This window comes from Brevibacterium sp. UCMA 11752, from assembly GCF_021532235.1.
GTDB lineage: Bacteria > Actinomycetota > Actinomycetes > Actinomycetales > Brevibacteriaceae > Brevibacterium > Brevibacterium antiquum.
In genome coordinates this window covers 906,149-927,586 of record NZ_JACBOS010000003.1, presented here as the reverse complement: position 1 = coordinate 927,586, position 21,438 = coordinate 906,149, and the positions used below count along the sequence as shown (strand labels likewise).

Sequence of the window (21,438 nt, the reverse complement as noted above, 5' to 3'; positions counted from 1 at the left end):
AACCAACATTAACGTTGCGTTAAGGTTGGTGCAAACCAGTTCCTGCGGCCGGCACAGGCCAGGAACGAGACCGGAGCGAGGCTGGCACAGTTCTGGAGCGAGACCGGAGGCGACGAAAGGGTGCGTGGCATGCACATCGGCGAGATGACGGAGAAATCAGGACTGTCCTCACGGACCCTGCGGCATTACGAAGACATCGGGCTCATTCCTGCCACGGGCAGGACCGAGGGTGGTTTCCGCGTCTACACCGACGAGGACTTCCGTCGCCTGATGACGATCCGGCGGATGAAGGCCCTCAGCTATTCCACCGCCGAGATGGGTGAGCTGCTGGCCCACCTGGACATCCTGGAGGGAGACTCTCCCGAGGAGGAACGAGCCGAGGCTCGGCGCAGACTGCTGGCACTGCTCGACGATGCCGATGCCAGACGTGAGAAACTCGCCCGCCAGGTCGAACGCGCCGACGAGTTCCTCGGTATCCTCCGTCATCGCCTCGGCTGAGGAACGCCTGCTCGCAACTGCCCCTACACGGCCGACACCGACTCGCTCACATCTTCGCTGTCCACCCCAGCTTCGGTCCGATCTCGGTCGCGAGCTGGTGGAGGATGTGCTTCCAATCCTCGAGTTCGAACTCGAAGGGCAGCTCGAAGAGGTAGTCATCGGACTGCCCGAACGCCGGATCGCTGAGCAGCCGATCGACGATCTCCTCGTTAGACCCCAGCACATCGGTGGCGATGATCGTGTTCTTCCCGTGGACCTTCTTCGTCCGCGGAGTCCTGGCCTCCGCATAGTCGCGATACTTCTTCACCTGGTGGGGGCTGGCACCGTCGGTGGGGACGATGACCCGAGCGATGCTGACTCGGCCTTCGCCGCCCGAATCTTCAGCTCCGGCGCCACCGGCCCTGGCCTTGCGGAAGGTCTCGATCTGGTTGGCCTGGTTGAGCGAGAAGTCCTCGATGCCGTCCTCGGCGGAGGAGATGTTGCTCATCAGCCAGTTGAGCCCGGCTCCTCCGGCCCAGGTGGCTGATTTCAGAGAACCACCGCCGTACCAGAGCCTGTCCGAGAGCCCTGGTGAGTACGGTTCGACGCGTTCGGAATCGATGTCTCCCCCGAACCCTTGGTACTCCGGCTTCTCGCGGACGGGAGCTCCGGCGAGGAAGTCCCTCAGCCGATCGATGCGTCGGTAGCTGAAATCGCTGCCACGCCAACCCTCGTCGAAGACCAGATCGTTGACCTCCTCGGTGAATGCAGGAGGATGCACACTCAGCCCGGGGAGCACTCGCCCTCCGGAGAGCACATCGGCAACAGCGAGGTCTTCGGCCAGACGGTAGGGGTTCTCATGCCCGACGGGGATCACCGCGCTCCCCAAGCCGATGCGCTCCGTATGTTGGGCCAGCGCGGCAAAGTACACCGCCGGAGACGGCAGACCGTACTGCATATGTCGGGTGCGCACCCAACCGCTGTCGAGGCCCAGCTCCTCTGCAAACCTGAAGAGTTCGATGCCTTCCTGCAGCCCCCGTGCCGGGTTGCTGCGCTCGAAGGGAACCAGATGGATGAAGCCCAGGTGATCGAGTGGCCGAGTCGTCTGTGTGCTCACGATTTCTCCCCCATGACGTCTCACTGAGGCGCCACCTCAAGTAGTTGAACCATCAATTCATATCAGCATCGCCTGAACATCGGCCGTCATACCGACGCATCGGCGAGCTCGCATCCTCATCTCCGTGACGGCGCTCCAACAACGACGTTACTCCAACAACCAAGCGCAGCCGAGTTCACGCCCACCCGACAACGAGGCGGGCCGCCTCGGCGGGGATCATCGGGTCGACCCCGGTCAGGTCGGCGAATCGGCGCAGGCGGTTGGCCACCGTATTGCGATGGCAGAACAGCTCGGCGGCACTGCCGGCGATGCTGCCCGAGCGCAGATAGGTGTGCACGGCCTCGACGAGGCGCTCACGTTCGCCCGATCCGCAGACGGCGAGCGCCCGTTCGACGTCGGTGACGATGGAGTTCCCCGCCGCATTCAGCGCCTGAGCGGCCAATCTGGCCCACCCGCGCTCCCAGGTCATCGCCCCCACCTCGGTAGCGGTGAGCACCTGCGCCAGATCCCGAGCTGTCAGCGCTGACCTGCGCAGGGACCCGATTCCCCGGGTATTGACCAGGCCCACCCGCGCCTCGGCGAGCCGACGTTCGACCGTCTCCAAGCGCGACCCGGAGAGCTCGGATGACCCGGTGAAGGCAATGAGGACATCACCGAGGTGGTGCGTGAACATGGTCCCGCCCGCACGCTCATGATCGGACACGAGAACCCGCAGCGCCGAGGTGTCCTCACCGCGTGCGGCCACGACGAGCAGCGGTCCGTCGGGATCGAGGCCCAGCGCCGAGGCGATCGTGGCCAGGCGTTCATCCGTCGGGTTGAGATCATCGAAGAGTCCCGCGATGAGCCCCTGCCGGACGGAGGATTCCTCCTCGCGCATCCGCTCCCGTTCTGCTGTGTAGGCATGCTGGACCTGGGAGACGTATTCGTCGACGGTGGAGAGCACGATCCCGGTATGTCGGATGACGAGTTCCGCATCATCCTGCGTCGCGACCCTGGTCAGGGCCTCCCACAGGACGTTGAAGTCGTGCCTGATCGCCGTCATCAGCGCCTCCAGCGGAATCCCGGCACGAGCGCGAGAGACCCCGACCTCCGTGGAGACCGCAACCGGGCCGTCGAAGCCGCCGGCGCGCAGGCCCTCGACGAGAGACTGGAATGAGACGAACCCGGTCCGCCGCAGCTCCGAGACCGGAATCGGGGCGGGATCGTAGCCGGGCACCCTGCCGACTCGGGACATGAACCGTTCGGTGAGCTGCTCGAGATCGAGGGCGTCGAGGAGTTCGATCCAGCGCTGACGGTCACCGGGCAGCGGCTGATCCTTGAGCTGTCTCTCGTGTGTTGGCGGCATCGTCCTAGACTATGTGCGGAAGGCTGTGCAGATGCACAATAGGCAACCGAGATCTCGGGGCAAAAGATACTCGAAATCGTGCGATCTCACTCTGTAGTGTTCTAAGTTACAGGTTGAATGCCCTAGCCGACCATGCCCTGCAACCCAACCATGCCACCCAGTCCCGCACTCGATGGAGAGAAACATGAGCCACACCGATCCCACAGCTGCGGCGGAATACTCCGCAACTCATGAACTCAGCGTCAAAGACGCCAACAAGGTCGCGCTCGGCGCCCTCCTCGGCACCGCGCTCGAATGGTACGACTTCTTCCTCTTCAGCGCGGCTGCGGCACTGGTCTTCAACGTGCAGTACTTCACCAGCGAGAACGCCACTGCCGCTGCGCTGGCATCCTTCGCAACTTTCGGCGTCGGACTCGCCGCCCGTCCCATCGGCGGACTCATCTTCGGCCGCATCGGCGACAAGCTCGGCCGCCGCCAAGTCCTCATGGTCACGATCGTGGGCATCGGCATCGTCACCGGCCTCATCGGCGCGCTCCCGACCTACGCCGCGATCGGCTTCGCGGCACCCGTCCTGCTCGTGCTCCTGCGCATCCTGCAGGGACTCTTCGTCGGCGGCGAATGGTCGGGCGCCATGACGCTCGTCGTCGAGAACGCCCCGCTTCACCTGCGCGCGCGCTACGCCGCAATCCCGCAGATCGGCTCGCCCATCGGCACGATCCTGTCCTCGGGCGGCTTCTTCGTCATGACACTGATCTTGTCGGCGGACAGCTTCAGCGCCTGGGGCTGGCGCATTCCGTTCCTCGCCGCCATCCCACTCCTCCTCGTCGCCGTCTACATCCGCAGCCGCCTCGAAGAATCCCCGGTCTTCCGCCAGCTCGAGGAGTCCGACGAGCTCGAGAAGAGCCCCGTGCGCACCACCTTCCGCGACAGCTGGAAGCAGATCATCGTCGGTATGGCCGCGGCTCTCCTCGGCGTCGGCGGCTTCTACCTCGTCACCGCATTCTGCGTCTGGTACGGCGTCAACGTCCTCGGCTACGACGATTCGCTTCTGCTGTTGGGCAGCATGGTCGCCGCCGCTGTCGAGATCTTCGCCCTCATCTGGGGCGGAGCGCTCGGAACGAAGTTCGGGGCCAGCAAGGTCATCCTGTGGGGCGGCATCGCCTCGGCGGTGGTCTCGGTTCCTGCCTTCCTCATGTTCGCCTCCGGGAACCCGGTTCTGGTCGTCCTCGCGATGACCCTGGCGGTCGGCACTCTGTCACTGCCCTACGCCGCCTCGGGCACAGTCATGACCGGTCTGTTCCCGGCCAGCACCCGCTACACCGGTGTCGCCCTGGCACAGAACGTCGCCGGCATGATCTCCGGATTCATTCCGCTGCTCGCCACCGGGTTCGTCGCCGCAGCGTCCGATCATTGGTGGCCGGCCGCCGCGATGCTGGCCTTCCTGTCCCTGTTCACGGCCTTCGCCGGAGCCATCGCACCGCGCCTGAGCGTCGACCTGCCCGGTTTCAAGCACTGAGGACAGACGGCGCAGCACCAGCACTCCCGCCACCGGCACTCCCACCACCAGCCCCCATCTGCACTCACCTTCACGAAAGGCCCCCATACGCATGTCCCGCTCGGCCGGTCACCTCATCGTCAGCACCCTGGAGAACGCCGGAATCGAGCGGATCTACGCGGTCCCCGGCGAAAGCTACCTCGACGTCCTCGACGGACTCTACGACTCTCCCATCGAGCCCGTCGTGTGCCGGCAGGAGGGCGGCGCAGGGTTCATGGCTCTGTCCGAATCACGGCTGACGGGGCGACCCGGAGTCGCCATGGTCACCCGTGGTCCGGGTGCCGCGAACGCGATGATCTCCGTGCACACCGCCTACCAGGACGCCACCGCGCTCGTCCTCTTCGTCGGACTCGTGCCCATCGCGGACCGCGCCCGGGAATCGTTCCAGGAATTCAGCCTGGCTGAATGGTTCTCCTCCACCGCGAAGAAGGTCATCATCGTCGACGACGAGCACCGTGCCGGTGACCTCACTGCCGATGCCCTGCGCATCGCCGCATCCGGTCGCCCCGGTCCCGTGGTCGTGGGTCTGCCAGAGGACGTCCTCGTCCGCCTGACCGACTCACCAGCAACGACACCCGCTCCGATCGCCGAACCTCGGCCCTCGGCCATCGACCTCGAATCGCTGAGCGCCCGCTTCGCCGCCGCGCAGAAGCCAGCCTTCGTCCTCGGTGGGGACGGGTGGCACGAAGGCCACGGCCGCGCACTGCTCGACCTGGCCGCCTCGGCGGGGATCCCGGTCTTCTGCGATTGGCGCGCCTACGACGCCGTCCCCCACACCGGACCCGCGTGGGCCGGATGGTTGGGATATGGCCGCACCGAGGCGGTCGCCGCCGGATTCGGTGATGCCGACCTCCTCGTCTTCGTCGGGGCCACCCGCTCCGATGTCGCCAGCGACGGCTACACCCGCGGCTTCGACGCGGAGACCGTCGTCGTCGGTCTCGACCCGGAGGCGACCCAGCATGCCGGGCGCATCGACCAGCAGATTCTGGCCTCCCCACGCAGCTTCGTCACGGCTCTGAACTCGATCGATGCCTCAGACCTGCGCGGAGAACGCAACGACGCGTGGATGGAGTCGCGTTCAGACGTGCAGTCCCAGGTCGCCGAGCACAGGCCCGACGCCGAGGTGGCTGGTGCCCGTCCTCGAACCGGGGTCGATCTCGGGGTTGCGTTCGGGATCCTCGACGACCGCCTCGGCGGCTCTGCGGTTCTGACGTACGGAGCCGGCAATGCGACGATCTGGGGCCACAGATTCATCCGGCATCGTGAGCCGGCGAGCCTAGTCGGCGCCCGCAACGGAGCCATGGGCCTTGCCGTTCCCGGTGCGGTCGCGGCCTCGCTCGTCTTCCCCGAGCGTCGCGCGGTCGCGATCTGCGGTGACGGGGACTTCCTCATGAATGGGCAGGAGCTGGCCACGGCCTTCGCTCATGGGGCGAAGCCGTTGGTCATCGTCGTCGACAACGGCGTGTACGGCACAATCGTCCAACACCAGGTCAAGCACTATCCCGGGCGTCCCTCGGGCACCCGCATGGTCAACCCCGACTTCGCAGTGTGGATGTCCTCGTTCGGCGGGCACGGCGAAAGGGTCGAGCGGACCGAGGACTTCGAGGCCGCCCTGGACCGAGCCCTGGCTGCAGACGGTCCGGCGCTCGTCCACGTCCTCATCGACTCTGAGCTCATGCCCCCGGCCGCCGACGAGATCCCGGCCTGACGGTTCCCCGAACATCCACGACAGTCCCCACAACCCCGCAAAGGACGAACCATGACGCAGACTCCCCGCTCGCAGACTCCAGCTTCCTCACCAGCGACGACGCAGACCGATCGGGACGACGACTTCCTTGCCGACTGGTCGGTGCATTCGCGCTTCGGCGCCGTCGAGGGCACGAACGGCGTGGATCGGCAGGCGGCGAGCGCGGCCGACGGTGAGCAGCGCAGATGGTTCGCCGAGCTGCTGGACAAGCACGGGTTCAGCGTGCACCGCGATGCCATCGGCAACCAGTTCGGACTGCTCGAACTCGTTCCCGGCGCCCCGTATGTGCTCACCGGATCGCACATGGATTCGCAGCCGACCGCCGGACGCTTCGACGGGGCGTATGGCGTCATGTCCTCGGCTCACGCCTGCTTCGCCGTCGCCGACGAACTTCGCGCCGACCCGGCAAGGGCGAAGTACAACCTCGCCGTCATCAACTGGTTCAACGAAGAGGGCTCGCGCTTCAAACCGTCGATGATGGGCAGCAATGTCTTCACCGGCAAGGCCGAGCTCGAGGCGGCACTGGCCACCACCGATCCGCATGGTGTCACTGTCGCCGAGGCACTCGATGCGATCGGTGAGCGTGGCGACTTCACCGCGCCGAAGATCGCGGCCTATGCCGAAATCCATGTCCAGCAGGGACGCAGCATGGAGGAGGACGGTGTCACGATCGGCCTCGTCAACGCCACGTGGGCTGCTCATAAGTTCGAGTTCCGCGTCACCGGCGAGCAGGCCCACAGCGGTTCGACGCTGATGAGTGATCGTCGCGATGCGCTGCTGGGTGCCGCCCGCCTCGTCGTCGCTGCGCGTGAACTCGTCGACGAATTCGAGCCCGGGGCGCTGCACACGGCGTGCGGTGAGCTCAACGTCTACCCCAACTCCCCGGTCGTCGTCGCGAGCGAGGTCGGCCTGCTGCTCGACCTGCGCTCCCCCAGCGCCGAGGTGATCGCCGCCGCCCACGAGTCCCTCATGTCCACGGTCGCCCGGGTCCGCGAAGTGGTCGGTGTCGAGATCGAGATCGTCGCCGAACACAGCTGGGATCAGAACCCGTACTCCGAGGACGGGGTCGAGCTGGCACGGTCAGCGGCCGAGGACCTGGGACTCACCTCGGCGCGGGTGATGACCGTGGCCGGACACGACTCGACGAACATGAAGGACACCGTGCCCACGGTCATGCTCTTCGTGCCCAGCGTCGGCGGCGTCTCCCACAGCCTGCAGGAGTTCACGAAGGACGAGGACCTCGTGTCCGGCCTGCATCACCTCACCGAGGTGGTGCGACGGCTGGCCGCTGGCGCGCTGGGGTGAACTCGCCCCTCTCGCTTCCGCTAGCCAAAAGTGCCCTGGTAGAGCACAAATGCTCTACGTGAGCACATTTGGCTAGCGGGCGTCAGTGCTCGCAGGGATCGCGCAGCCGGGACATAGAGGTGCGTCAAGCGATGGGCTCGACGTCCTGGTTCTCGTCGACGAGCTCTTCGGCCAGCGACTCCCACTTGTCATAGGCCTCGGGATGTCCTGAGCCTTGGACGGCCTGGGCCGCGGCACCGGGGTCCATCGTCTCCCACCCCGCGATCTGGAGCAGCCCCGGGTTCGGGCACTCCGGATTGACTCCGTAGAAGGACTTCGAGGCGTATACCGCATCGGTGATCTGCCCGTGGGTTCCCCACCCGTATGACGGCCGCTGTTGGAACAGTCCGGCGGAGTCTTTGTCGCCGCTGTCGAGATTCCGCAGACTCGATTCCTGCAGCGCGGTCATGACTGCGATCTTCTGAGCCTGCGCCGAGAGATCAGAGCCCTTGCCGACGGCGATGATGGTGCGAGCATTGTCGATCTTCTCCTGCGAGAGCTGGCTGGTGTCTTGGGGCCTGGCACCTTCACCGCTATCAGGGGCCTTGCTCGTAGGAGGAAGGGTCTCCGCAGGCACTGCGGTCGCCGCAGACGCGCCACCGGCGAGGAGGCCTGCGGAAAGAGCTGTCACCGCTAATGCTCGTGCAAGTTTCATCGGTTCTGATTCTCCTGAAGTCCGCTCAATAGAGCAATGGGCATTGTGTTGAGCGGTAGGCCCGCGCACAATATCCTCACTGGAGAAAGACACGGCCCTCTGAAAACTCGCCCACGCCCCAGCCTCTCGAAGGGACAATGTCGCCTGCAACGAACACGGAGCTAACGGCTGTTGAATTGTGCTGATCCGGCGGCGTGTCGACGCCGCACTGCGGTTGACGCGCTCGGGCCGAAGCCGCACTGCGGTTGACACGCTCCAGCCGACGCCGCACTGCGGCCGAGGCCGACGCAGTACTCTTGCCCCATGGACTCGAGACTGCCTGAGGAAGCTGCCCGGGCAGTCGAGTCGTATCTGCGAATCGCCGACCGACTGTTGCCGGGTGCGGTCACCGCATGCGCAGTCGGTGGGTCCATCGCCCTTGATGCCTACCGACCGGGCCGCAGCGATATCGATGTCATCGCTGTCCTCAGCGATGAGTGGAAAGACCACCAGAGCCTTATGGCACGCTTGAGGCTTCTGCATCTCGCTCAGGTGCCCCGTCTGACCGTCCGTGCTGCGCGCGGTATGGGGTTCAGCGCATGTTGCAACACGGTGTTCGTCTGGCAGTCCGAGATCACCCGGGCGGTGACCGAGATCAACCCGGTCGCGTCCCACGTAGGCGAGGTCTTCGACTCTCAGGGCGCTTTCGACGTCAATCCGGTGATCTGGAAGGAACTCGTCGACGGTGGCATCTCCGTCCGCGGCGGGCCCGTCTCGGATTGGTGTCTCGACTCCGAGCCGGGTGAACTCCGTCACTGGGTGGCGCGCAACATCCGCGAGTATTGGGCTCCGCTGGCTGAAAGCGCACGCAGAGGCCGACGCACCTTGTCAGCTGGAGCTGTGGAGTGGTGCCTGCTGGGGCCGGCGCGAATGCACCACACCCTCCTGACCGGGGAGATCATCAGCAAGGAGGACGCCGGACGGCACGCGCTCGAGGCTTTCCCTGACCACTCGGCGATCATCGAGGTTGCCCTCGCCCGACTGCGAGGCGATCCGCTTCCGACAACGCCACCTCGTGATCAGTGGCGTGGGCTGACTGCGTCGGCGATGAGCTCGATCATCGCCGACTCCCCAGCGAGCGACCTCATTTGATGTCGTCGACGTCCTGGTTGTCATCGACGAGCTGATCGGCCAACGGTTCCCACTTCGCGTATTCGTCAGGGAAAGCCGAAGACTGCACGTCCTGCGCGGCCTGACCAGGGTCGATGTTCTCCCAGCTATCGATCTGAGTCAGGCCCGGATTGGGGCTGTCGGGGTTGACTCCATAGAAAGACTTCGAGGCGAAGACGGGATCCTCTACCTGTTCGGCCGATCCCCAGTTCATCGAGGGACGCTGCTGGAACGCTCCGACGGAGTCACGATCCCCGCCGTCGAGATTCTGCAGGCTCGACTCCTGCAGTGCGGTCATCACGGCGATCTTCTGGGCCTTCTCCGACAAGTCTGCGCCCTTACCGACGCCGATGATGGTGCGGGCATTGTCGATCTGCTCGGAGCTGAGCTCGTCCGGATCGTCGATGCCCACGGCTGTGCCGTCGCCCTGGCCTGTGCCCGAGACATTCTCGCTCGGCTGATCGACGGCCCCTGAGATCGGACCCGCCTCGGCGGAGGTTGCCGCCCCCAGGGAGAGACCCCCTGCGATGACGGCAGCGGACAGTGCAGTCACCGTAAATTTGCGCACGCTTTTCATCAGTTCTCACTTTCCTGTTGGATCGGGCGAGCTGCCCGGACGGCGTCCTGATCGGATTCGGCACACATCTGCTTCCTGCATTCGGCACAGGGATGTTCCGGTAATCGCCTCACACCACACTGTCGGACGCAGGAAGGCGGTTCAATGCCGAGACGCTCATAGGTGGCTTAGGTTCGCCGCAACGAATCGGAAGGGACTGGTGAGCATCAGCTCAGAATTCGCTGGATGCTCTGCGGCACCAAGCGGCGTCCGCACGCACCCGTGACCCGGGTCTCTGCCCGCCCATCGGGCCACTCGAAGGTGCGGGTCAGGCTCCATTCAGGCGCGCGTCTGCCTACCTCACAACCTCGCGAGAGGTGTTGTCGATACGGCGGGTCCAACCGCGACCGTCGAGGTGCTCGAGCAGGGGAATGACGACGCGCCGCGTGGTGCCCAGAGCCTTCCTGGCCGCACTCGTCGTGAACGGCTGGTCCAGTCCCGCAAGCAGTCGCATCGCCTGTGCCGGTGTCCGTGGTGACACAACCACACCGTCGCCGAGGCGCAGGAGCCGTCCCGCTCTCTCGGCGACAGCAAGCTCCCGCACTCCCAGTCGGAGTTCTCGCAGGTCATCGGCCTCGGGAGCCGCGAAGGGATTGGCCGCCAAGCGTCGTTCCAGCTCGGCGACTCCCGCCTCGGCCGGGCCCAGATCAGCGGTGTGACCGGGCGGTCGAACCATGCCCTTGACCGTTTCGAGACCGGCGCGAGAGGCGATGGCGGACACGAGTTCCTGACCGCCGCTGTTCGGCAACGGGGGCTCGAAGCGTCGCAGTTCTTCGGCCAGTGCCTTCTCGGGAACACCAGCAGCCAGAGGCTCTGCCGCCAGCTTCGCCTTCACCGTACTTCGCGCGGCAGTGACCCACTTCTCGAGTGTCGGCCGGTGGACGAGCCATCCTCCAGCGATCTCGTCAACGCCCTCGACGGCGTCGGGAATCGTCAGTCCGAAACGCACAAGTCGGGCCCGTTCGACGGCTCCCCGGCGGGCCACCTCAGCGAGGATGTCTCCAGTCTCCGGACGATCGGTCAGCTCGAGGGCTCGCCTGGTGCCAGCACCTCGGCGGCTCAGTCCCGGTGGGTCGACGTCGAGGATGACGACTCCCGCGAAGACATTGCGGCTGCCGGGGCTGCGCAGGACGATCCGGTCCGTGACCTGCAGCGGCAGCGGACGCTCGAGTGTGAGGCGGGCATGGTCACCGTCGAAGGGCCTCATGTGCACCGGGACCGCGGCGGTTCCGATATGGAGCATGAGTCCGTGCACGCCCTCGTCGAGCAGCTGGCCCATGGTTCGGCGAACGTCGATGATCTCGACGATCGGCCATGCATCGTCGGTGATGAGTGCGTCACCGCGGTGGATCTCATCGGCTGCGACCTCGCGCAGATTCACGGCGACACGGGCACTGGGGGCGACCACCTCGGCGGAGGAGTTCCGGCTCTGCAGACCACGGACGGCCGTCGCCTCGTCCGAGGTCTCCCCGACGAGGCGCAGACGATCACCGGTGCGCAGGGTTCCGGCCGTGAGCGTGCCGGTGACCACGGTGCCGGCGCCCTTGATCGTGAAGGCGCGGTCGACCCACAGCCGCAGTCGGGCCTCGGAGTCGGGGGCAGGAGCCTCGGCGGTGACAGCATCGAGCGTCGCGACGAGTTCGTCGAGACCGTCCCCGGTGGTCGCGGAGACGGTGAGCACCGGAGCATCAGCCAGCGGTGTGCCCCGCAGTTCGGCTCTGACCTGGGCCTCTGTCGCTGGGAGCGACTCGGGGGCGAGGTCCGCGCGGGTGATGACGACGAGGCCGCGGGTGATGCCCAGCGCGGTGATCGCGTCCCGGTGGTCACTCGACTGGGCCTGCCACCCCTTGTCCGCTGCGACGACGAGGCACACGATGGGGGCCGGGCCGACGCCTGCGAGCATGTTCGCGAGGAACTTCTCATGCCCAGGAACGTCGACGAAGGCGAGCTCCCGCCCCGACGGCAGAGTCGTCCAGGCGAAGCCGAGGTCGATCGTCAGACCCCGTTTCCTCTCCTCTGCCCAGCGGTCCGGTTCCATCCCGGTCAGGGCGTTGACCAGGGTGGACTTCCCGTGATCGACGTGGCCGGCGGTTGCGAGAACGTACATCTCAGGCATGGTTCCCACGAGCTCGGTTCACGGCCTCGCCGACTAGATCGTCATCGGCTTCGGGGACGCAGCGCAGGTCGATGAGGCATCGTCCCTGGTGAACTCGGGCGACGACTGCCGGGTTGCCGAGGCGCAGCGGGCGGGCGAGCTCCTCGGGCATTTCGACGGCCCAGCCGGGAAGGGGAACGCCGGGGGCTCCCCCGCCGCCGACGCGCCCGTCGTGGGCGACAACGGTCCCGGAGACGAGGCCCGCCAGACGTTCGGTGCGTTCCCTGAGCCGGTCGATGTCGTTGTGCAGGGCCTGACGGACCGGATTCTCGGTGTTCGCGACCGTGGCCTCGATCGCGGCGAGTGTGAGTTTGTCGGTGCGCATCGCCCTGGCCAGGGGGTGCTTCGCGATGCGCTGCACGGCGTCGCTGCGGCCGAGGATGAGTCCGGCCTGCGGGCCGCCGAGGAGTTTGTCGCCGCTGACGATGACGACATCGGCTCCGGCGGCGAGCGCACTGGCGATGTCGGGTTCGTCGGGCAGGCAGGAGTCAGGTTCGAAGAGTCCGCTGCCCAGATCGGCGATGAGTGGGAGGTCATGGTCGTCGGCGAGTTCACGCAGCGCAGCGATCTCGACGGAGGCGGTGAAGCCTTCGACTCGGAAATTGCTCGTGTGGACCTTGAGCAGACTCGCAGTCTGGCCGTTGATGGCCCGGGCGTAGTCGTCGAGATGGGTGCGGTTCGTCATGCCGACTTCCCGGATCCGAAAACCGGTCGTCGCCATGAGATCGGGCAGGCGGAAGCCAGCACCGATCTCGATGAGCTCCCCGCGACTGACGATGATCTCGCCTGCTACCTTCGCGTCGCTCGCACCGGCCGAACCGTCATCTCCTGTCACCTCGTCACCGCGCAGCGCAGTGACGGCGAGCAGCAGCGCCGCGGCACCGTTGTTGACGACCAGCGCGTCCTCGGCCCCCGGGCAGGCACGCAGAAGCGCCCGCTTCGCGCCAGTCCCTCGCTTGCTGCGCTTACCGGAGTCCAGATCCATCTCGACATCGACGTAGCCGGCCGCATTGGCCACGGCCCGCCGGGCTGCGGCAGACAGTGGGGCGCGGCCGAGGTTGGTGTGGACGATGATTCCGGTGGCGTTGAGCACCGGGGTCAGTGAGGAGGCCGAACGGGAACTCAGGTGTTCGATGACGGTGGGGACCACCTCGGCGACGGGTATCTCACCGGCGCGAGCGGCGGCCTGAGCTTCGAAGATGATCGCCCTGATCGTCGACTGGCTCAGTCTCTCACCTGCGGTGATGACCTCAGGGAGGGCGAGGAGATGATCGGTGCGCGGAATGCGGCGCCGAGGATCCGTGTCGGCCAAGACTGCGTTCTCCTTCACTGCGGTCGGGTCCTGCCGCGGACGCGAGCTCCGAGCTTACAGGTGCGGCGACGATGCTGGTGGCGGAGGCGGACGGGAATCGAACCCGCCAGACCGAGATACTCGGTCTCACCGGTTTTGAAGACCGGGGAGCCCACCAGGACTCGGACGCCTCCGGATCGAACTCTACCCGGTGGCCGCAGGGCACCGCGACGTGGACACGACGGCGTTCACGCAGCCGAAGACTCGTCTGCGGTGAACACCGAAAAGGTCATTCGATCCCCAGACCGGCGAAGGCGTTGCGGAAGATCCTCAGCTCACTCAGACCGGGCAGCTTCTGCACGCGCTTGTCCAACTTGTCGAGCTCATCCGTCTGGTCGCTGAACAGGTGCGTCATGACGTGCTTGACCTCGGCATCGTCCATCATCCCCGATCCCACCGGCTTCCACAGCTTCCCCAACGCCATCCGCACGAAGGACTGAGCACGAGAATTGCCTTCAAGTCTTTCGCGGGCCTGGGTTGTGTAGAAAGCGACGTGGCGGGTCTCCTGCTTGGCGATGCGCTCAAGCAGCGGTGAGAGCACAGGGTGGTCCTGCATCGCCGACATCCTCCGATATCCGGCCGTGGCCGAAAGCTCGTTCGCCGCACCCCATGCCATGTGGACCGCGACGAAGTCCGTGCCCACCATGTTTGCGAGGATCGACTGCTTGGCAGGTCCGAGGGCGAGCTTCCAGCCCAAGCTCGCCCGTTTGGCTTTGACCTCGTCGTAGTCGACGTGGATTCCATGCTTCTCGAGCACGGCTGCCAGAGCCTCACCGTGCCAGAACTCCTCCCGATTCCACATGGTCATGAACGCTGCAGTGGCATCTTCCCGATGCGAGGGAGTGACCAGGAGCTCACGGACGAAGCAGGTGGTGTGGTACTCGACGTCGCACATATAGCGCACGGAGCGAAGGGTGTCCCTGTCCAGAGGCATGTCGTCGAAGACGTCGAAGTCGAGGTCTGACCATCTCACCGCTTCCGAGGTCTCGGCATAGTTGTCGAAGTCAAACGCCATTTTCTCTCCTAGTCCGTGCGTCGGTTCTGCGGTTGGTTCCCAGCGCTGCCCGAATCTGATTCACCGATGGTTTCGAGGTCAGGGGCACGTATCGTCCGATATTCGCATCCGATTCGATGAGCCCTCTCCTATCGGCTCCTGCGGCGAAGATGCTCGTCAGAGCCCGGGCCTCATCAGGGTCCGGCACACCGACGACACGCAGCGGAGCCCAGGGCCGTGCGAGGTGGAGTCGGGCGGTGACGGCTTCGCGCCGCGAGCGGGTGATACGGGCGATCGCCTCGGTGCGGAAGAACCTGATGATCTCATCTCGCCTCTTCACGACTTCCGACAGCACGCTGGCGGCCTCGCCCTGCAGTCGCGGCAGCAGAGCATTCTCAGCCACCTGCAGAGCTCCTTCCTGGATAGCGAGTCGTGCCATGTGACCTGCGGTCAGCGGTTCCTTGACGATTCCGCCCACGACGGGAGCGAGGATCGGAAGCCCCCGCTCCACCCAGGAACCGCGCAGCCTCATTGTCAGCGTGGGTCGTGGTCGAGGGAGCGACGAGGCCGGAGCCGCTTCGAGAAGGTCGCGCAGCGCTCGCGCCAGCCAGTACCGCTCATATCCCCACGCGGTGATGAATGCCGTGATCCTGGCTTCGTTGGCTGTCCAGGACGCGAGTACGGCACGCGTTTCGGCCAGCGCAGAATTTTCGAGTCGCCACAGAAATGAGAGATCTCGAGCAGTGTCCTCGGCCAGATCGACCGAGTCGATAGTGACCGGGATGCGACCGCGGGCGCCAGCGAGGTACTCCGGGACGTCGAAGTCCGTGCGCAGGACGGTCGGATGCTCGGCCTGGGAGAACAGTCTGCCATCGACGTGGCCCGGGGGATGTTCCACGTCCGGCACACTCCCACCTCCGGGGCCTCGGTCAACGTCCGTCACATCGCGCGTCGCATTGTTCGTCACCATTCGAGCACCTTCCATCGTTTCTTCAGGGCCAATCCGTAGAGTCCGAGATCCGGGGTGACGGCGACCGGGTAACCGACGAGCTCGAGCCACGCCGCGTCGGCGAGTGAGTCGCCGTAGCCGGTCGACGTCGACAGGTCCGCACCGATCCCCTCAGAATACTTCTGCAGCCAGTTCGCGCGAGCCTCATCGACAAGAGGCGGAGTCGCGAGAAAGCCCGAGAGCACTCCATCGTCCGTGACATCCATGCGCGTCGCCACGACCTCGTCGAACAGATCCGCAAGCGGTTCGACGAGCACATCGAGAGCACCTGTGAGAAGCACTGTCCTGTGACCGGCTGCGCGATGCGATTCGATGAGCTCCTTGGCCTGCGGGCGGATCGAATCCCGGATTCTCTGTCCCAGGCCGTCGGCGATGACCTTGCGCAGCTCGTCGAGGCGAAAGCCCCGGTAGCGACGATTGACCATGCGGATGAGTTCTGACCGATCCCGTGATTCCGCACGCAGCAGCCCGGGAACGATGCCGGCGATCTCCGCCATGGCAGCTGGCCAGCGGTAGACCGGTGTGGTCGCGCGGACTACGGAGACGTACTGTCCAACGATATTCGCCGAGATGACAGTCCCGTCGAGGTCGAAGACGGCCAATGCGTCAGGGGCGGAACGTATCGGTTCCGGGACACGGTGGTCTGTTTCGGGTTGGGCACGACTGCGCGTGTAGCTGCGGGTCAGTGCGGTGATTGCCGGCAGGTGGGTGTCTTTGAAATAGCGTTGCCAGTCGATCTCAGTGACGTCGAAGCCACGATCAGATGGATAGTCAGCCGGCAGCCGGGACTGCAATCGTCTCGTCGCTGTGTCGTCGAAGATCATCTCCGTCGTCGTGTACTGCCGATAGAGATCGGCGAACTTGTGCAGCGACTTCAGCCCGGAGTCGACACGGGCGAGACGGGAGGCCAGAGCTCGGGTGCGACGGGACGAAGGGAGCCTGTCGATGATTCGCCGACCGGCTCGGGTTCCGAGTTCCTTCAGCCGGATCTTCCCGTCGACGAGATCGGAGTTCGGGAACCTCCATTCGGGCACGTGAGTGGGCGCGCCTTCGCGATCGGGGATCGGACGATCGAGGAAGTACTCTCGAACCGTCCTGACCATCTGGTGGAAGGGCAAGGGGTTGCTCGTCCCTGAGACGACGTGATAGTAGGCAGCGCCCGATTCCTCTGAGCTCGAGCTGCCGTCCTGCGTACCGCCCTCAGCCCGGTCGTCGGCGCCGAGGGTCGCCAGAGCGAGAATCACGTTGACAACTTGGTCGACGGGGATGATGTCAAGCACAGAATCAGCGTGCCCGGGGAATTCCGACAGTTTCCCGTTCGCGTAGGCCATGATGAGAGGGTCGGCAACTTTGAATCCGTCGATCCAGCCCGGGGCCGGCAGTCTGAGCGCCGATTCGATGATCGAGGGACGGACGAACGAGACCCGATGCCCTTTCTCGGCCCACTCCTCTTCGCCTACCCGTTCCGCCATGGCCTTGGTCAAGGTGTAGATATCGGTCCACCCGAGGGATTCGGCCCTCATGCGACCGAATTCGACAAGCCGATCTGAGACGTAGCTCTGTCTGGCGGCCTCTGCGGAGGCTGCGACCGCCTTGGGTCCGATCCGTGCGCTTTGTGTGCGAGCGGTGCGGATGAACCTGCGCAGTGACTCCGGGTCGCGGGATTCGGCTTCGACGCGTTCTCTCGCCAGTTGAGACGAGCGGAGCTCGGCCCGCCGGTCGACGTCGTGGTTGAGGCGCTGTTCCTGGGAGACGCCCTTCGAAATCCCTCTGACATAGGCGGTCGAGACATGGATGACGTGCGGATCCTGCTTCGACTCCTGCAGCGCATCGTAGAGTCGCTCGACTCCGCCGACGTTCGTGCGGAAAGCCTCGTCGATCGGGGCGTCGAACGACACGCTCGAAGCGGAATGGATGACAACGTCGTAGTGCTCGATCAGTGGCGGCAGGTCGACCATGTCCCCTTCGAGAACCTCGACCCGGCGGCTGAGCGCCTCTCGGACCGCTGCGATGCCGACCCGGTCAGTCCAAGCGGCGAAGACCGGTTTGCCGAGCAGCCGTTGTACACGGTCGCGTCCCGATTGCGCTCCACGTGCACGCACGAGGACGGTGATGGTGACATGCGGCAAGCTCTCGAGCATCGCCTGAAGAAGAGCTTGGCCGAGGAACCCCGTGGCACCGGTCAGGAGGAAGCGGCTCGGTTTCATTGTGCGGCCTATCGGTTCGAGTGACGAGTTTCTGGTTGATCATGCGTCCCGACTTCGCGGAACGAGAATGATTCGACGCCGTCCGGCTTTTGGATTGGATCCATGTATCGTAACCGTATGAATGTGGCTCTTATCACTGGCGGAAGCTCTGGAATCGGCGCTGCCTTCGCCCGCGCCTTCGCCCGTCGGGGTCTTGATCTGGTGCTCGTCGCCCGAGATCGCTCAAACCTCGACACCTTTGCCGAGCAGATCCGCGGCGAGTTCGGTGTAGGGGTCGAGGCCATTGTCGCCGACCTCTCTGACCGACACGACCAGGCGCTGGTGGCTGCGCGGGTCGAGGACCCGGGCGCCGAACCCACAATCGACGTCGTCGTCAACAACGCCGGGTTCTCGGTGCGCGCGAGTCTGCTGGAGAAGGAACTCGAGGAGCACGATCGAGGCTTCGAGGTGATGCAGCGAGCCGTGCTCGTCATCGGCGGCGCCGCAGCACGGGCAATGGCCCGACACAGGCGAGGATGGATCATCAATGTCTGCTCGGTGAGCTCGGGCCTCACACAGAACAATTACACGGCCATCAAGGCATGGACGCAGAACTACTCCGAGGCACTGTCACTACAGACAGCAGGAATGGGAGTGAACGTCACCGCACTCGTGCCCGGTTGGGTGCGCACTGAGTTCCATGCTCGTGCGGGCATCGCCGGATCGTCGATTCCCGACTTCCTGTGGCTGGACCCGGACCTGCTCGTGGAAGAGTGCCTCAAAGACGTCGCCCGGGGGAAGACCATCAGCGTCCCCGGGCTGCGGTGGAAGATCATCGTGGCGGCGCTGCGAGCCGCCCCTCGCCCGGCCGTTCATCGTCTCTCCTCGCTGCTCACCTCCCGACGGAACGGCGAGGTCCTCGCGGATGGGCCCGGCGATGGATCCGGTGCCAAGGGTGGATCCACGACCTCCTGACTCACGAGTTCGACTCGCCCTCCGGTCGCCTTCGACACCTGGCCGTAAAATTTTCATCACCGATCTCCCATCCGAAACGGGCGTCGGCTCCGAATAGCCGTCGATGAACGCAAAAAACCTCCACCCACAGGTGACGAAGAAGTACCGCTCGGGCCTCCGCGCGTCCCTGCGCTTCGTGCTTCAACGTGTCCTGTTCCGCGGTGTGCTGCGCTCCACCATCAGCCCCTCGGTGAGGCTCGATCCCAGCGTACGTGCGCTCAACGGCGGGTACCTGCTCGTCGCCAATCACACCTCTCACCTGGACGCGCCGATCATCGCGCAGAGCATGCCGCGGAAGCAGGCACGATTCCTGGCCACCGGAGTCGCCCACGACTACTTCTTCACCGTCTGGTACCGAAGGCTCTTTGTGCGATGGCTCTTCAACGCCTTCCCGGTCCATCGCGGCGGTTCGCACGGCAGTTCGAACACTCCTCGCGCACTGCTGCGCGCCGGAGTGCCCGTCCTGCTCTTCCCCGAGGGCGGGCGACAGACCGATGGCGTCGTCGCTGACTTCAAGGTCGGCGCGATCCGACTCGCCGCCGACGCTGCGGTTCCGATCGTGCCGACTGCGATAATCGGAGGCTTCGAAGCCATGCCCAAGGGCAGCGGTTGGCCGCGGCCGGGCCGGCCTCCCGTCCGTGTGGTCTTCGGCGAAGCACTCACTCCCGAGTCCGGCGAGTCACTCGCCTCGCTGACATCTCGGGTGCAGACCCGCGTCGCGAATCTCTATGCTGCCGGCGCCACCGACATCGGCGTTCCCAGTACCCACCGCCGAGGCGACGACTCATCTGCCCGCGCGGACGGTTCCGGTCCACCTCGATCAGATCAACGACACGACGGACGCTCTGTCACCGACGGACGCAATGTCACCGATGAAGGGATGAAGAATTGAACACGCCTCTGAGAGTGGACGACGTCAGGCGACATCGCTGGTGGGGATGGGGCGCCGAGGGCGTTGAATTCGTCTGGGAGACCAAACCGGACTTCGCGGAGATCGCCAAGGAGAAGGTCGGTCTCGATCTGTGGAACGCGCCGCGACCGGGCACCCCGAACCTCAGGGATCACGAGGTACCGGAAACGCGCGTTGCGTCGAGCCTCGTCGAGGCACTGACCGCTGCCGTGGGTCCTGACAACGTCAGCGTCGACGACGAGCTGCGAGTCATCCACTCCTTCGGCCGCTCCCTGCCCGATCTCTATCGCGTGCGGAACGAAAGGATGACCCGCCTCGTCGATGTTGTCGTCCATCCCGGCTGCGAAGAGGAGATCGCCGCTGTACTCGATCTCGTCCTCGACCACGATCTCGTGCTCATCCCCTATGGCGGCGGGTCGTGCATCTCCGGTTCCGTCACGCCGGATCCGAGCGAAGAGCGCCCCATCATCTCGCTCAATCTTGGTCGGATGAGGAGAGTCATCGACGTCGACGAGCAATCGGGCCTCGCCCGCGTCGAAGCCGGAGCCTACGGGCCCGACCTCGAGGAACAGCTGAATCTTCGGGGCTGGACGATGGGCCATTTCCCGGACTCATTCAGCTATTCGACGCTCGGAGGCTGGGCAGCCACCCGCTCGTCCGGGATGCAGTCGGACAGATACGGCGATATCGAAGACATCGTACGCGGACTGCGCATGGTCCATCCGCGCGGAGTCCTGATCAGCAAGCCCATTCCGGGCCGTGATTCGGGGCCATCAGTCCATGAGATGGCTCTGGGCAGTGAAGGCCGCCTCGGAGTCATCTCCGAGTGTACGGTTCAGGTCCATCGCAACCCCGAGGTCCGCGAGGTCGTCGGCTACCTCTACCGTGATTGGGCGCATGGGGTCGAGAGCATGCACGACGTCGCTCGCTCGGAGGTCACCCCCAGCTTCACCCGCCTCTCGGACGGTCCGGAGACGCGATTCAGTCTTGCCATGGTCTCCCAGGCGACGACTGCGAAGGCGAAGGCGACTGCTCGTGTCCAGGATGCCCTGTTCGCCTATCTGCGCGCGAAGGGATGGGACACAACGGAGGGAATGTGCCTGTCCTATGTCTGCTTCGAAGGATCGAAGGCGACCGTCGCGCGCGAACGGGCCGAGGTGAAGAAGATCGTCAAACGGCACGGTGGGATCGACCTTGGAACCGGCCCCGGAGCAGTCTACGACCAGAAGAAATTCGATACCCCATATCTGCGTGACTTCCTCCTCAGTTACAAGGTCTTCGGTGATGTGTGCGAGACAGGGGTGACCTGGGCGAATCTCAAGAACGTCCATGCGCGGGTCAATGAGCGGTTTCGGCTGATCCGGAGTCAGCAGGACGGCCCGGGCTTCATGTTCTGCCACATGTCTCACAGCTACCATGCAGGAGCCTGCCTGTACTTCACCTTCGCCGTGCCCTATGCCCGCGAGGACACGGCACTCAGGGAATACCAGACAGTCAAGGATGCCGTGCAACAGGAGTTCATCGACTCCGGCGGCGGGCTCTCCCACCATCACGCGGTGGGCACCGAGCACCGACCGTGGATCGTCGACGACATCACGGAGCCCGGGGCCTTCATGGTCGATTCGCTGTTCCGAGCAACCGACCCGGGCAGGAACCTCAACCCGGGTAAGATCCTCGGCGAGTTCAATTCGACGCGGTAATTGATCGGAGTGATCCTGCGAAGTGCGGCAGTGCCACCACATCAGCGGTGACACCACTACTCGATCAGCTCTTGTCACCATGTCTCGCGGCGAAATACACTTTGCCGATGATCA

At 65.1% G+C, this 21,438-nt stretch carries 17 protein-coding genes and 1 tRNA gene; 8 read left to right on the top strand and 10 right to left on the bottom strand.

Features of this window, described 5'->3' with window-relative positions; translation table 11 throughout:
* Window positions 1-129: 129 nt before the first annotated feature.
* The gene (locus tag HU144_RS04195; protein ID WP_198397872.1) at window positions 130-498 is read left to right on the top strand and encodes a MerR family transcriptional regulator; all 369 of its coding nucleotides are present in this window, start codon (window positions 130-132) and stop codon (window positions 496-498) included.
* Between the two features lie 46 nt (window positions 499-544).
* On the opposite strand, the gene HU144_RS04190 is transcribed toward HU144_RS04195, so the two are convergent.
* Together HU144_RS04190 and HU144_RS04185 are read right to left on the bottom strand one after the other, a co-directional pair.
* Window positions 545-1,594 (bottom strand): LLM class flavin-dependent oxidoreductase, encoded by a 1,050-nt coding sequence (locus HU144_RS04190; protein WP_235350260.1) that lies wholly within the window; start codon window positions 1,592-1,594, stop codon window positions 545-547.
* Window positions 1,595-1,769: 175 nt separating this feature from the next.
* Window positions 1,770-2,939 carry a helix-turn-helix domain-containing protein gene (locus HU144_RS04185; RefSeq protein ID WP_235350259.1) on the bottom strand — a complete coding sequence of 390 codons (1,170 nt, stop codon included), beginning with the start codon at window positions 2,937-2,939 and terminating at the stop codon, window positions 1,770-1,772.
* A gap of 184 nt (window positions 2,940-3,123) precedes the next feature.
* On the opposite strand from HU144_RS04185, the gene HU144_RS04180 reads away from it, so the two are divergent.
* The 3 genes from HU144_RS04180 to HU144_RS04170 all read left to right on the top strand — a co-directional run bounded on the left by HU144_RS04180 (window position 3,124) and on the right by HU144_RS04170 (window position 7,546).
* A complete protein-coding gene (locus tag HU144_RS04180) occupies window positions 3,124-4,455 on the top strand; it encodes an MFS transporter (RefSeq protein WP_235350258.1) in 1,332 nt (443 codons plus the stop codon).
* A 91-nt stretch (window positions 4,456-4,546) separates the two neighbouring features.
* A complete protein-coding gene (locus HU144_RS04175; RefSeq protein WP_235350257.1) occupies window positions 4,547-6,202 on the top strand; it encodes a thiamine pyrophosphate-dependent enzyme in 1,656 nt (551 codons plus the stop codon).
* A 51-nt stretch (window positions 6,203-6,253) separates the two neighbouring features.
* A complete protein-coding gene (locus HU144_RS04170) occupies window positions 6,254-7,546 on the top strand; it encodes a M20 family metallo-hydrolase (RefSeq protein ID WP_235350256.1) in 1,293 nt (430 codons plus the stop codon).
* A 124-nt stretch (window positions 7,547-7,670) separates the two neighbouring features.
* Here the strand turns inward: HU144_RS04170 and HU144_RS04165 are convergent, their stop codons facing one another.
* On the bottom strand, window positions 7,671-8,240 hold the full coding sequence (locus HU144_RS04165) for a hypothetical protein (protein WP_268825804.1): 570 nt from the start codon (window positions 8,238-8,240) through the stop codon (window positions 7,671-7,673).
* A 303-nt stretch (window positions 8,241-8,543) separates the two neighbouring features.
* Here HU144_RS04165 and HU144_RS04160 point away from each other — a divergent pair, with 303 nt between their 5' ends.
* A complete protein-coding gene (locus HU144_RS04160; RefSeq protein ID WP_235350254.1) occupies window positions 8,544-9,371 on the top strand; it encodes an aminoglycoside adenylyltransferase domain-containing protein in 828 nt (275 codons plus the stop codon).
* On the opposite strand, the gene HU144_RS04155 is transcribed toward HU144_RS04160, so the two are convergent.
* From HU144_RS04155 to HU144_RS04125, 7 genes are all read right to left on the bottom strand, one after another.
* Window positions 9,364-9,966, bottom strand: coding sequence for a hypothetical protein (locus HU144_RS04155; RefSeq protein WP_235350253.1), 603 nt, complete (start codon window positions 9,964-9,966; stop codon window positions 9,364-9,366). The two genes, HU144_RS04160 and HU144_RS04155, sit on opposite strands and share 8 nt — an antisense overlap.
* A gap of 334 nt (window positions 9,967-10,300) precedes the next feature.
* Window positions 10,301-12,112, bottom strand: a complete 1,812-nt coding sequence (gene selB / locus HU144_RS04150) for a selenocysteine-specific translation elongation factor (protein ID WP_235350252.1) — start codon at window positions 12,110-12,112, stop codon at window positions 10,301-10,303.
* A gap of 1 nt (window position 12,113) precedes the next feature.
* Window positions 12,114-13,472, bottom strand: a complete 1,359-nt coding sequence (gene selA / locus HU144_RS04145; protein ID WP_235352657.1) for an L-seryl-tRNA(Sec) selenium transferase — start codon at window positions 13,470-13,472, stop codon at window positions 12,114-12,116.
* Window positions 13,473-13,550: 78 nt separating this feature from the next.
* Window positions 13,551-13,645: transfer RNA gene (locus tag HU144_RS04140), tRNA-Sec, on the bottom strand.
* Between the two features lie 95 nt (window positions 13,646-13,740).
* Complete coding sequence (locus tag HU144_RS04135; RefSeq protein ID WP_235350251.1) at window positions 13,741-14,526, bottom strand: ferritin-like domain-containing protein; 786 nt, start codon at window positions 14,524-14,526, stop codon at window positions 13,741-13,743.
* Window positions 14,516-15,475, bottom strand: coding sequence for a hypothetical protein (locus HU144_RS04130; RefSeq protein ID WP_235350250.1), 960 nt, complete (start codon window positions 15,473-15,475; stop codon window positions 14,516-14,518). The genes HU144_RS04135 and HU144_RS04130 overlap by 11 nt, the downstream gene beginning before the upstream one ends.
* Complete coding sequence (locus HU144_RS04125) at window positions 15,469-17,721, bottom strand: SDR family oxidoreductase (RefSeq protein WP_235350249.1); 2,253 nt, start codon at window positions 17,719-17,721, stop codon at window positions 15,469-15,471. Before HU144_RS04125 ends, HU144_RS04130 begins: the two co-directional genes overlap by 7 nt.
* A 117-nt stretch (window positions 17,722-17,838) precedes the next feature.
* Between HU144_RS04125 and HU144_RS04120 the strand changes: the two genes are divergently transcribed.
* The 3 genes from HU144_RS04120 to HU144_RS04110 all read left to right on the top strand — a co-directional run bounded on the left by HU144_RS04120 (window position 17,839) and on the right by HU144_RS04110 (window position 21,324).
* Complete coding sequence (locus HU144_RS04120) at window positions 17,839-18,675, top strand: SDR family NAD(P)-dependent oxidoreductase (protein ID WP_235345242.1); 837 nt, start codon at window positions 17,839-17,841, stop codon at window positions 18,673-18,675.
* A 103-nt stretch (window positions 18,676-18,778) separates the two neighbouring features.
* Window positions 18,779-19,606 (top strand): lysophospholipid acyltransferase family protein, encoded by an 828-nt coding sequence (locus tag HU144_RS04115; protein WP_235345243.1) that lies wholly within the window; start codon window positions 18,779-18,781, stop codon window positions 19,604-19,606.
* Window positions 19,607-19,620: 14 nt separating this feature from the next.
* Window positions 19,621-21,324, top strand: coding sequence for an FAD-binding oxidoreductase (locus HU144_RS04110; protein ID WP_235350248.1), 1,704 nt, complete (start codon window positions 19,621-19,623; stop codon window positions 21,322-21,324).
* Window positions 21,325-21,438: the final 114 nt, after the last annotated feature.